This is a genomic window from Sphingomonas panacis, assembly GCF_001717955.1.
GTDB lineage: Bacteria > Pseudomonadota > Alphaproteobacteria > Sphingomonadales > Sphingomonadaceae > Sphingomonas > Sphingomonas panacis.
The window spans coordinates 1,634,577-1,645,000 of the sequence record NZ_CP014168.1 but is presented as its reverse complement, the minus strand read 5'-3'; the positions used below and the strand labels follow the sequence as shown (position 1 = coordinate 1,645,000).

The window sequence follows — 10,424 nt, the reverse complement described above, 5'->3', positions numbered from 1 at the left end:
GAACCGATAGCGTCGGCGTGTCGGGCAGTGTCGGCGGCACATCATGATAGCCGATCGCATCGCGCCCGCCGTGGCAATCGACCGCCTCGAACCCAGCCGCGGTCTGGACGATCGCGGCACCGTCCGGCCCGGAACGGAGGATACCCTCCTCCTCGACCATGCGCTTGCCGGTGCGGCGGCGGATCGTCACCGGGCGACCGAAACTCGCGCCGTACAAAGTCCGCGGCGAGAGCAGATCGGCATCAAGGTTCTTCTCGCGCACCCCCTCGGGCAAACCGCTGACGATCGCGCTTTCGGGAAGGATGCCCGCCGCGACCCCCTTGAAGCGGATCACCGCGCGCCCGGCGGGCAGCGTAACCGTCCGCTGTTCGGTGACGAGCGCATAGCCGCGCAGCCACGATCGGTTGATCGCGGTCTTCGCCTCACGCTCGGGCGCGCGGTAGATCGTCACCGCGAGCTTCTGCGACGCGGCCGAGTCCACCGCAGGCGCGTCCTGCGCCGCCGATGGCGCAGCGAACGCGACCAGCACCGCCGCCGCCAGCGACCGCGCGAGCATCAGTAGCGCGTGTCGAAGGTCGCGGTCAGGCTCGCCGATCCGTTGGCGGGCACGGCGACGTGCCACACCGCCTCGTCGGCATCGGCGCGCTCGCTCTTCTGGCTTTCGTCGACGATGCGCGTGTCGTGCCACCAATTATCCAGACCTGCCTGCGCCACTTCGACCGTCACACCCTCGGCACGGGCATTGGTGATGCGGTAGCTCATGGTCGTGCGCCAGCGCGTGTCGCCGATCTTCTCGCGCTTCTCGACGACGGGCAGGATCTTGACGTCGAACGCCTCGCCGGTCTTGAGCGCGAGTGCGGACCCCATCGGCGTATGCGGGATCGCGCTCTCGCCGATGAACTGCGGGCTGCCGCGCACATCGCGCATATAGACGCGCACCGTGCCGGCGGGCAGCGCATCGCCCAACCCGCCGCTTTTGGAAGAAGAGAACTTCAGCACAGTATCGACGCTGGCCGCCTCGTCGAGCTTGCCGAGCCAGGTGTTGCGATAGAAATACGCCTTGGCGGCGGGCACGCCGGCGACGTTGAGGAAACTGACCTGCTTGGTCTGCGCGTTGGCGATCGTGGTTCGGTCGCTCAGCGGATAGACGTAGAAGTCGCCGAGCTGCTCGCGTGCGCTCGTCTCGGTGCCGGGCTGGTTGCCGCGCGGTTGCCGATTCATCTGGAAGCGGTTGGGACGATAGCCGTTGTCGTCATTGTCATCGCCGCCGACCGTACCCGCCACCAGCAAAGTGTGCGCGTTGGCGAAGCTGGTGCCGCTCGTGTTCGACAGCGTCACCCAGCCCTGCACGTCGAGCTTGCCCGCGCGCTCATCGAACAGCGCGACATAATCGGCCTTCCAGCCAAGCCCGCGCGACAGATAGCTGAGCGTTACCGGCCGCGCGCCCGCCGCCTCGGCATCGAGCGTAATCGACAGCGTCGGCCGCGCGCGCAGCCCCGCCGGCAGCGACGGGAACACCACGTGCGCGTTATCGCCGAGCACTTCGATGCGGTTGCCGATCTGGACGATCGTGCCGCCATTGTTGGCGAGCACGCGCGCGCTCTCGCGCGTCTCGGCGCCGGTGGCGGGGTTGGTGCGCACCACCGTCACGGTCTGGCCGACCGCCTTGTCCATCAGCTTGCCGGGCGAGAGCAGGTCGTAATCGAAATTCTGCTCGACGATCGCGGCGTCGGGTGCGGAGAGCGTCACCGTCTCGGGGCGGATCTGCGCCGAAACATCGGGGAAATCCTGCCGGCTGCTGCCGCGCGGCAGCGTGATCCGGCGCGTGTCCTGCACCAGCGCGAGATCGTTGTTGTAGATCGTGACGGAAACATCGCCCTGCGCGCTCGGGCTGAGGCTGGCATTGGCACCGGGCGCATCGGGCGCGGTCTGCGCGAACGCGGGTATTGCGATCAGCACCAGCACCGCCGTCGAAACTCCAAGCCGCATCGCTCTCTCCCGTTAACGCGCTGGCGTTACGCTAGGGCCACTACGGGACGATGACAATGCGGCGGGTTGAGAGAGCGGTTTGAGGGAAGCGGGTTCGCCTGCGATCTGGGCGCCCCCCTCGACTTCGCTCGGGGCGAACGGGTTGAGGAAAGCGACCCTAGCAACCCGTTCGCACTGAGCTTGTCGAAGTGCGTGCCCCAAACGCCCCGCCCGCCGCACGTGCTTCGACAAGCTCAGCACGAACGGAGGGGGAGTGCCGGAGGCTTGGCGCGTTTACGCCTGAACCGGCTCGGTCGCGGGCGGACGGCCGCGACGGCGGCGCGGCTTTTCGGCCGGCTCGGCTTCCGCGTCAGCGGCGGGCGCGGCGTCCTGAACCGGCGCGGGTTCGGACGGCGCGACGCTCGCGGTCAGCGACGGCGGCAGCAGGCCGGCGTCGAAGGTCGGCGCCGGCTCGGCATCGACCGGAACCACGCGGCGCGGGCGACCACGGCGGCGCGGCTCGGCGGCGGGCGCCTCGGCGACCGGCGCTGCGGGGGCTGGCGTTACCGCCTCGACCACGACCTCGGGCTGGGTTTGCTCTGCCGCCTGCTCGGCAACCGCAGGCTGCTGCTCGGCGCGCGGCGCGTCCTGACGGGCTTCCGGCCGATTGTCCTGGCGTGCATCCTGACGCCCATCCTGACGCCCATCCTGACGGTTGCCGTCGCGCTGCGGACGGCGATCGTCGGCGAAACGCTCCTGGCGCGGCTGGCGCTCGGGGCGGTCGTCGCGGCGCGGACGCTCGTCGTCATACTGGCCGTTGCCGTTCCGCTGGCCACCGTTCTGGCCGTTCTGCGATCCGTTCTGGCCACCATTCTGGGCATAACCGTTGCCGTTCTGGTTGCCGGCATTGTGCTGGCGCGGCGGCTGCGATTGCTGAGGCTGCGATTGCTCGCCGCGGATCGGCTCGCCCTCGTCCTCGTAATCCTGCTCGTCCTCGTCGAACGTGTTGGCACCGCCGGGGCGACGCCCCTGCCCCTGCGACGACGGATTGGTCTCCTCGAAACGCGCGCGCGTCTCGGCGAGCACGCGGAAGTAATGATCCGCGAACTGGAGATAATATTCGGTGTTGACGCGGTCGCCCTGCATCTGCGCGTCGCGTGCCAGCGCCTTGTATTTCTCAAGGAGCTGCGCCGCGTTGCCGCGCGCCCGATTGTCGATACGGTTGCCATTGTCCTGGCCGCGACCTGGATTGCCACCCTGCGAGCGCTGCTGCTGCCCGCCACGACCGCGACGACGGCCGGCTTGACGATTGTTAATCAACTGCTTTTTGTCCTGTCCTTCGAAACCAAACCGGCGTGTGCTCCACGAGTATGTGAATGCATGCCCCTGGCCATTCTGACGCAGACCGGGTCTGGCGCCGAAAGCCTGCCACGATCGCCGGACCACAGCGATTTCATGACGAAGGAGGCGGGCAACATCCCGATATCGGCCCAACTACGGCGAAATCGTATGCCCCAACACCCGCTTGATAGCGGCTGATGCCCGATTATCCAAGCGGAATATTGTGTCCGTTCGGAGACGAATCAAGCCGCGATCAGCGCGCGCGCATGCCCGGCGAGGTCGCGCCGCACCGTCACCGCGAAACCGGCGGCGACGAGCAGTTCGGAAACAGCGTCGGCCTGCGTCGCGCCGATTTCGAGGATCGCCGCCCCGCCCGGCGCGAGCCGGGCTGCGAGCTGCGGCACGATCGCACGGTAATCGTCGAGCCCGTCCTCGCCCGCGAACAGCGCGGCGCCCGGCTCATGCTCGCGCACCTCGCGCGGCAGCGGTTCGTGCGTGCCGATATAGGGCGGATTGGCGAGGATCAGGTCGAAGGTGCCCTCCAGCCCCGCCGCCCAGTCTCCCAGCCGGAAATCGGCGCGATCGGCCATGCCGAGACCCAGCGCATTGCGCCGCGCATAGTCGAGCGCGGGCGCCGACGCATCGATGCCCAGCCCGTTCGCCCGGGGCCATTGATCGAGCGCGGCGAGCAACAATGTCCCCGGCCCGGTGCCAAGATCGAGGATACGCGCCGGCGCGCGCGCGCCAAAATGGTCGATCGCCGCTTCGATCAGCGTCTCGCTGTCGGCACGCGGCACCAGCACACCGGGGCCGACCGCAAGCTCGATCGTCCAGAACGCGCGGGTGCCCGTGATATAGGCGATCGGTTCGTGGGCCAGCCGGCGGGCGAGCAGCGGCGCGAACGCATCGGGCGCGGGATCGTCGAGGTGATTGAGCAGCAACGCCTCACGGGTGATCCCGAGCGCATGCGCCATGAGCAGTTCGGCATCGAGACGCGGGGTAGGCGAAACATCCGCAAGCTCACGCGCCGCAACGACAAGCGCCGCCCTAACGCCCCTCCCGTTCACGGGAGGGGTTGGGGGAGGGCCTGTCAAAAGAACGGCGCGTGTGTGGACACGCCCTCCCCTAGCCCAGTTTCGGGTGAACGATCCCCCGGATCGTTCAGGCCAGTCCGGGGGACTGGCCGACCTGAAACTCGTAAACGGGAGGGGAACTCACCCATCCAACGACGCCAGCCGCTCCGCCTCGTCCTCGGCGATCAGCGCGCCGAGCAACTCGTCCATCTCGCCCTGCAGAATCTCGGGCAGACGGTGCAGCGTCAGGTTGATGCGGTGGTCGGTCACGCGCCCCTGCGGGAAGTTATACGTCCGAATCCGCTCGGATCGGTCGCCCGATCCGACCATCGACTTGCGCGCGCCCGCCCGCTCCGAATGGAGCCGCTCGCGCTCCATCTCGTACAGCCGCGTGCGCAACACCTTCAAAGCCTTGGCCTTGTTCTTGTGTTGCGATTTCTCGTCCTGCTGGATCACGGTCAGCCCGGTCGGGATATGGACGATCCGCACCGCCGAATCGGTGGTGTTGACCGATTGGCCGCCCGGCCCCGACGATCGGTACACGTCGATGCGCAGATCCTTGTCGTCGATCTTGATGTCGACATCCTCGGCCTCGGGCAGCACCGCCACCGTCGCCGCCGAGGTGTGGATTCGCCCGCCCGCCTCGGTGGTCGGCACGCGCTGGACTCGGTGGACGCCGCTTTCGAACTTCAGCCGCGCGAACACGCCCTTGCCCTCGACCGAGGCGATCGCTTCCTTGAAGCCGCCGCTTTCCGACGACGATGCCGAGATCAGTTCGACCCGCCAGCCCTGCCGCTCGGCATAGCGCTGGTACATGCGGAACAGGTCGCCCGCGAACAGCGCCGCCTCGTCGCCGCCGGTGCCGGCGCGGATTTCGAGCATCGCCGCGCGCTCGTCGGCTGCGTCGCGCGGCAGCAGCGCGAGCGCGAGCGCGCGTTCCGCCTGCGGCAGCGCGGTGCGGATCGAATCGCCCTCGTCGCGCGCCATCTGCTTGAGCTCGGGGTCGCCCTCCTCCTCCATGTCGGACAGCGTATCGAGTTCGGCGCGCAACCGCCGCACCTCACCCGCCGCGCGCGCGACGGGGTCGAGTTCGGCATATTCCTTCGACACCGCGACGAATCGCTCGGACGGCAGATCGCCACGCGCCATCTGCGCCTGCAACTCGTCCCGCCGCGCCTCGATCTGCGCGATCCGCTCGGGGGAGATGGTGGTCATAGCGCCGCCCAACCCCGCCGCTCTCCCGCGAACACGGGAGTCCAGGGTCGCGGGGCGCAGCGGGTGTGGCTCTGGCCCCCCGCTTTCGCGGGGGAACGGGCAATGGCGGTCATGCCCCCGTCTCCGTCACCCCAGCGCACGCTGGGGTCTTGCGCGGCTCGCGCGCGCTCCGAAACGCAGAGACCCCGGCGTGCGCCGGGGTGACGAAAGCGGCCATCACAGCGTTGCCACCAGCACGTCGGCGATGTTCGATGCGCCGCCGTCGATCACGCGCGCGTTGACCTTGATCGCGCCAGCGTCGAGGCTCAGTTGCACGATCTCCGCGGGCGCCAGCTTGAGCGCCTTGTCATAGCGCTTGCGCGGCGAACCGCTTGCGACCAACGTCGTGACATGCCCCGCCCGGCGCAGCGCAGCCGTCAGCGCCAGCGCGGACTCATAGACATCGTCCTGCTCGACCACGACGGCGACGTCGAGCGCCTCCACCGCCGGCGCCTCGATCAGCATCGCCAGCCGCTCGATCCCAGCCGCCCAGCCGACGCCGGGCGTCGCCGGGCCGCCAAGGCTCTCGATCAGCCCGTCATAGCGCCCGCCGGCCAGCACGGTCCCCTGCGCGCCCAACCGATCGGTGACGAACTCGAACGCGGTGTGCCGGTAATAATCCAGCCCGCGCACCAGCCGCCCGTTGCGCGTCCACGCCACGCCGGCCGCATCCAGCCCCTTGGTCACGCTCTCGAAGAACGCACCCGCCTCGGCGGTCAGATAGTCGTCGATCCCCGGCGCGGCATCGGCGATCGGCCGGTCGCGCGGGTCTTTCGAATCGAGGATGCGTAATGGGTTCTTCTCGAGCCGCGCCAGGCTGTCCTCTGACAGATCACCCCGATGCGCCTCGAAATGCGCCACCAGCGCCGCCCGCCAAGCGTCGCGCGTCTCGGCGTCGCCGAGCGTGTTGAGCTGGAGCGTCACCCCGTCCGCGATGCCGAGTTCGTGGAGCAACTGGTCGGCCAACACGAGCAGCTCGACGTCCGCCGCCGGCTCGGCCGCGCCGATCACCTCGGCGTCGATCTGATGGAACTGGCGGAAGCGGCCCTTCTGCGGGCGCTCGTAGCGGAACACCGGCCCGTGCGTGGCAAGCTTGAGCGGTGCATATTGCTGCCACCCCTCGGTCAGATAGGCGCGCGCGATGCCGGCGGTGAACTCAGGGCGCAGCGTCAGCGAATCGCCGCCGCGATCCTCGAACGTGTACATCTCCTTGGAGACCACGTCGGTCGTCTCGCCGAGCGAGCGCGCGAACACAGCAGTGCTCTCGAACACCGGGATGTCGAGCCGCTGGAAGCAGTAGAGTTTCCGCACGCGCTCGAACGTCTCGACGACGTGCGCGAAGCGGCGCTGCTCCTCGCCGAAGATGTCCTGCGTACCGCGGATGCGTTTTGGGGTTTCGATGCGTGCCATAAAGCCGCGTCCTCTAGGCCCAAGCCGCGCGCTTGAAAAGCGGGTGGCGGAAAGCTCGTGACGCACCGCCACGCGTCGGGTAGCGCGTCGCGCCATGAAGCGTCTCAATCTCGGTCATACCGTCGCCCCGCCGCGCTTCATCGCGTTCGGACTCGTCTTCGTCATCGGCCTCGCCACCGCGATTCCCGCGCTCGGCTGGAGCCGGGGCGCGATGGCGGCGTTCGATGCGGCGAGTTTGGTCTTCCTCGTCCTCGCCTCCTCGTTGCTCCGCGATGTCCAGATCGACGATATCCGCCACGCCGCGCGCAACAACGACGCCAATCGCGCCGGGCTGCTCGTGCTGACCGGCGTAACGATGCTGACCATCCTCGTCGCCGTCTTCAAGGAATTGCAGGGCAAGAACGATCTCAAGATCATCGCGCTGGTGATCGCGACATTGGTGCTGAGCTGGCTGTTCTCGAACACGGTCTACGCACTCCACTACGCGCACCTCTATTACAGTGAGGCGGAGGGCAAGGATTCGGGCGGGCTCGACATCCCCAAATGCGACGAGCCCGATTATTGGGACTTCATCTATTTCAGCTTCACGCTCGGCATGACCTTCCAGACTTCGGACGTCGAGATCACCTCGCGCCAGCTCCGCCGCGTCGCGCTCGGCCACTGCCTCGCGGCGTTCGTGTTCAACCTCGGCGTGCTGGCCTTCACCATCAACACGCTGGGCAGTGCCGGGAACTGACTGGACGAAGCTACGCAAGCGGCGCTAGGCTGGTGACTTCACTCCCTTTTCCGCTGGACTTCATGCACCGCACACTTGCTCTCGCGCTTGGCGCCCTCGCCGCCCTCCCCGCTCACGCCGAAAATTCGAAGCCGCAGCCGGTGCCCTTCACGGACACCATTCCGGCCGCGCGTGACGTGGCGTTCCCCGGCACGGTCACGCTGAACATCGACGCGACCGACACGCGGCGCGGCATCTTCACCACGCGCGAGACGATCAGCGGCGTCTCGGCGGGGCATATGGTGCTGCTGTTCCCGAAATGGCTGCCCGGCAACCACTCGCCCACCGGCCAGATCGACAAGCTCGCCGGGCTGCACATCATGGCTGGCGGCAAGGAGATCGCCTGGACGCGCGATCCGGTCGATGTCTGCGCCTTCCATATCGACGTGCCGCAGGGCGCGACCACGCTCGACATCTCGCTGCAATTCCTGTCGCCGACCAAGTCGGATCAAGGCTCGATCGTGATGTCGCAGAACCTGCTGCGGCTCCAGTGGAATGCGATGAGCCTGTATCCCGCCGGCTATTTCACCCGGCAGATCCCGGTGCAGGCGAGCGTGAAATACCCGGAAGGGTGGACGGCGGCGTCGGGCCTGCCCTCGACCGCGACCGGATCGACCTATCGCTACCAGCCGACCAATTACGAAGTGCTGGTCGATTCGCCGGTGCTCGCGGGGCGCTATTACAAGAAGTGGGCGCTGTCGCCGCGCGTCAACCTCGACGTGTTCGCCGACAACGCCGCCGAACTCGCCGCCACCCCCGATCAGATCGCCGCGCACGAACGCCTCGTCACCCAGGCGGTCAAGCTGTTCGGCGCGCAGCATTACGACACCTATGAGTTCCTGCTCGCCATTTCGGACCAGATCGGCGGCATTGGCCTCGAACATCACCGTTCGTCGGAAGACGGGGTCAAGCTCGGCTATTTCCTCAACTGGAAGGACGGCCCCGGCCCGCGCAACCTGCTGCCGCACGAATACACGCATAGCTGGGACGGCAAGTTCCGTCGCGGCGCCGAACTGTGGACGCCCGATTTCCGCGCGCCGATGATCGACAATTCGCTGTGGGTATACGAAGGCCAGACCCAATTCTGGGGCTATGTGCTTCAGGCGCGCTCGGGCATCGTGTCGAAGCAGGACACGCTCGACATGTATGCGTCGATCGTCGCATCGCTCGACAACCGGCCCGGCCGGAACTGGAAGCCGCTGATCGACACCACCAACGATCCCACCATGTCGCAGCGCCGCCCGCGCGGCTGGGTGAGCTACCAGCGTTCGGAGGATTATTACAACGAGGGCCTGCTGGTGTGGATGGAGGTCGATTCGATCCTCCGCCGCGAATCGAAGGGCAAGAAATCGATCGACGATTTCGCGCGCGCGTTCTTCGGGCTGACCGACGGCGACTACGGCGAAGTCACCTATACGTTCGATGACGTCGCGAAGACGCTCAACCAGATCGTGCCCTATGACTGGGCCGGCTTGCTCTCCAAGCGCCTGACCGAGACCGGCGCGCCCGCGCCGATCACCGGCTTCGCCGCCAACGGCTACAAGCTCGTCTATACCGAGGAGCCGTCGCCCGCCTCCAAGGATGCCGAGAAGACCCGCAAGATCACCGATCTCAGCTATTCGCTGGGGCTGACGATCGGCAAGGACGCCGAGATCACCGCCGTCGGCTGGAACACGCCCGCGTTCAAGGCGGCGCTGACCCCCGGCGACACGATCGTCGCGGTCAACGGCGCCGCGTATACCGATGCCGGGCTGAAAGCGGCGGTCACCGCCGCCAAGACCGCCACCGCGCCGATCGCGCTGATGGTCAAGCACGGCACCGCGATCGACACCGTAAGCATCGACTATCACGGCGGCCTACGCTATCCGCATCTCGAAAAGATCGGCTCTGGAGAGGGTGGTCTGGATCGCTTGCTGCAGCCGCGCTAACGCGCGGCCACCGACCAAACAGGGACAGGACACACAAGAATGCGGATCGACATGATTCCCACGGGCAAGAACCCGCCGGAAGACCTCAACGTCATCATCGAAGTTCCCGTCGGCGGCGAGCCGGTCAAGTACGAGTTCGACAAGGCCAGCGGCGCCTTGTTCGTCGATCGCATCCTGCACACGCCGATGCGCTATCCGGCCAATTACGGCTTCATCCCGCACACGCTCTCGCCCGATGGCGATCCGCTCGACGCTTTGGTGATCGCGCGCTCCCCGTTCATCCCCGGCTGCGTGGTCCGCGTCCGCCCGATCGCGGTGCTCAACCTCGAAGACGAAGCCGGCGGCGACGAGAAACTGCTGACCGTGCCGGTCGATGCGACCTTCCCCTATTACAGCAAGATCGGCGAAGGCAGCGACCTGCCCGAGATCGTGATGCAGCAGATCGAGCACTTCTTCACGCATTATAAGGATCTCGAAAAGAAGAAGTGGGTCCGCGTCGGCAAGTGGCTCGGCGCCGACGATGCCAAGCGCATCGTGCTCGAAGCGATCGAACGCTACGAACAGTCGAAGAAAGAACCTTCGGCCACCTGACGAAAGACCGTCGCCCCGGCGCCGGGCATCCCATCAAAGGAATACTTTGATGGGGCCCGAAGGCCGGGGCCGCTGTGTTTGGGG

At 67.2% G+C, this 10,424-nt stretch carries 9 protein-coding genes (1 of these 9 only partly in view); 3 read left to right on the top strand and 6 right to left on the bottom strand.

Translation table 11 applies throughout. The features are described 5' to 3' along the window. From J0A91_RS07455 to hisS, 6 genes are all read right to left on the bottom strand, one after another. Positions 1–556: the 5' portion of a DUF4139 domain-containing protein gene (locus tag J0A91_RS07455; protein ID WP_240502228.1), read on the bottom strand. The gene continues 950 nt to the left of window position 1, outside the view; only the first 556 of its 1,506 coding nucleotides appear in the window; the start codon lies at positions 554–556; its stop codon lies beyond the left edge, outside the window. Beyond that, the gene (locus J0A91_RS07450) at positions 556–1,989 is read right to left on the bottom strand and encodes a DUF4139 domain-containing protein (RefSeq protein ID WP_069204381.1); all 1,434 of its coding nucleotides are present in this window, start codon (positions 1,987–1,989) and stop codon (positions 556–558) included. The genes J0A91_RS07455 and J0A91_RS07450 overlap by 1 nt, the downstream gene beginning before the upstream one ends. Positions 1,990–2,262: 273 nt before the next feature. Further along, positions 2,263–3,288 carry a DUF4167 domain-containing protein gene (locus J0A91_RS07445; protein ID WP_069204380.1) on the bottom strand — a complete coding sequence of 342 codons (1,026 nt, stop codon included), beginning with the start codon at positions 3,286–3,288 and terminating at the stop codon, positions 2,263–2,265. 263 nt (positions 3,289–3,551) lie between these two features. After that, complete coding sequence (gene prmC / locus J0A91_RS07440; RefSeq protein WP_069204379.1) at positions 3,552–4,376, bottom strand: peptide chain release factor N(5)-glutamine methyltransferase; 825 nt, start codon at positions 4,374–4,376, stop codon at positions 3,552–3,554. A gap of 147 nt (positions 4,377–4,523) precedes the next feature. Next, on the bottom strand, positions 4,524–5,597 hold the full coding sequence (prfA, locus tag J0A91_RS07435) for a peptide chain release factor 1 (protein WP_069204378.1): 1,074 nt from the start codon (positions 5,595–5,597) through the stop codon (positions 4,524–4,526). Positions 5,598–5,813: 216 nt separating this feature from the next. Further along, positions 5,814–7,046, bottom strand: a complete 1,233-nt coding sequence (hisS, locus tag J0A91_RS07430) for a histidine--tRNA ligase (protein ID WP_069204377.1) — start codon at positions 7,044–7,046, stop codon at positions 5,814–5,816. Positions 7,047–7,140: 94 nt separating this feature from the next. Between hisS and J0A91_RS07425 the strand changes: the two genes are divergently transcribed. The 3 genes from J0A91_RS07425 (at position 7,141) to ppa (ending at position 10,340) form a co-directional block, all read left to right on the top strand. Beyond that, positions 7,141–7,782, top strand: a complete 642-nt coding sequence (locus J0A91_RS07425; protein ID WP_069204376.1) for a DUF1345 domain-containing protein — start codon at positions 7,141–7,143, stop codon at positions 7,780–7,782. Between the two features lie 62 nt (positions 7,783–7,844). Next, positions 7,845–9,749 carry a M61 family metallopeptidase gene (locus tag J0A91_RS07420; protein WP_069204375.1) on the top strand — a complete coding sequence of 635 codons (1,905 nt, stop codon included), beginning with the start codon at positions 7,845–7,847 and terminating at the stop codon, positions 9,747–9,749. Between the two features lie 39 nt (positions 9,750–9,788). After that, a complete protein-coding gene (gene ppa / locus J0A91_RS07415) occupies positions 9,789–10,340 on the top strand; it encodes an inorganic diphosphatase (RefSeq protein ID WP_069204374.1) in 552 nt (183 codons plus the stop codon). The last annotated feature ends 84 nt before the right edge of the window (positions 10,341–10,424 follow it).